The sequence below is a fragment of the Gemmatimonadota bacterium genome, assembly GCA_026706845.1.
GTDB lineage: Bacteria > Latescibacterota > UBA2968 > UBA2968 > UBA2968 > VXRD01.
The window spans coordinates 1-1,558 of the sequence record JAPOXY010000040.1 but is presented as its reverse complement, the minus strand read 5'-3'; the positions used below and the strand labels follow the sequence as shown (position 1 = coordinate 1,558).

The 1,558-nt window shown below is 47.4% G+C and carries 1 protein-coding gene; it reads left to right on the top strand.

The annotated features are described in order from the left end of the window. A partial coding sequence (locus OXG87_04180) for a BREX system P-loop protein BrxC (GenBank protein ID MCY3868730.1) occupies positions 1-1,558 on the top strand: 1,558 nt, incomplete at both ends.

The following is a 1,558-nucleotide window of genomic DNA, read 5'->3' as shown; positions in this document are numbered from 1 at the left end:
CTATGATCTGGTATCGGGGAATATTGGTAGTGAAATTCGAGGCAAAATCTCAGCGATCGAGGATCAAGTTGATCATCCGCTTGCACAATCTGTGGCCAAGGCAATTTGTTTGTTGCAGTATGTGCTCAGTATCCATCGTACAGCAGAAAATATTGCTGCTACACTGCATTCTGCTGTGGATGCCGATTCTTGCCTTCCAGATGTGAAAGAGGCGCTCGCAGCGCTTGAAGCAGCACACCTTGTACGTCTCGGAAATGATGGTTACCGCATCCCTTCACCAGCAGAGGATGATTGGGAACGCCAACGGGCTACACTGAATCCAAAACCCGGCGATGTACACCGCATCCATGCACGTATTCTCACCGCTATGTGGCAGCCAGCACCACAACATAGTTTCTTAGATACGAAGGTTTTTCGTGCAGGACTTTTCCTCAATGGGCGTGCGGCATCCAAGGATGAAGGCGATATTCCGGTTCATCTTGCCTTGGCAGAGGCAGGTCAAGAATTTGATACCACTGTTGAGGAAATGCGCATCCGTAGCCAAACAGAAACCAAGAGTATTTTCTGGGTTGCTGCGCTTGATGGGGCTATCGATAGGGAAACGGTTGAAGTATTCCGGTCGCAGGAAATTCTGAGCAAAAAAGAACGAAGTGCACAGACTAAGGATGAAACCGCCTTGGTTTCAGAGGAAAAGCGTCGACAGGAACGACATCAAAGCGAATTGCATCGTTTGACTCGACAGGCCTGTCTTAGTGGTACTGTCTATTTCAGAGGCAATGATCGCAGCCCAGATGCAACATCAGACGATGTCGGCAAAACCGCATCTGCACTGCTTGCCCAAGCCCTTCCTGAAGTCTATGATCGATTTAAAGAGGCTGCTGCACTTGTCCAGAAGAAAGACTTCGACGTGCTGATGACCAACGAAAATTTGCTGGGCTTGACACCTGTCTTCACGGACCTTAATCTTGTGCGTGATGAAAATGGCAAACCGGTTTTCAATACGGATACTGGGCCTCTTTCAGAGGTTTTGGCCAAGATTGAGAACCGGGCCAACTATGGTGAAAATGCCACAGGTCGTTACCTTTCAGATGAATTTGCAAAAGAGCCCTTCGGCTGGGATTTTGATGTCGTAAAATTGTTCGCATTGTGTCTGTTGCGTGCAGGTAAAATCGCAGTGACCAGCAAGGGACAGATTATTGAGTCGGCACGAAGCATTGAAGCGCAAAGTATCTTTCGGAACAATAACCTCATTCGCAGTGCATCTTTTCAGCCCAAACAGGGCGAAACAGAATTTAAAGATCTGGTCACGGCAGCCAATGCGTTTAAGACAATTTTCGGCACTGAAATTTCTGAGCTTGAAACAAGTGCGGTCGCAACAGCAATTAGAAATGTAGTTGCTGATCAGGAAGAAGGTATAAGTGAGATGTACACCCTTCTGACCCGTAATGACTTGCCAGGCACCGACATGCTGCAAGATGCCCTCAATGGGGTTGCGACCATTAGCCGTGGCAAAGAAAGCCAAGCAATTATGACGTTTAACAATTCATATAAAGAACTT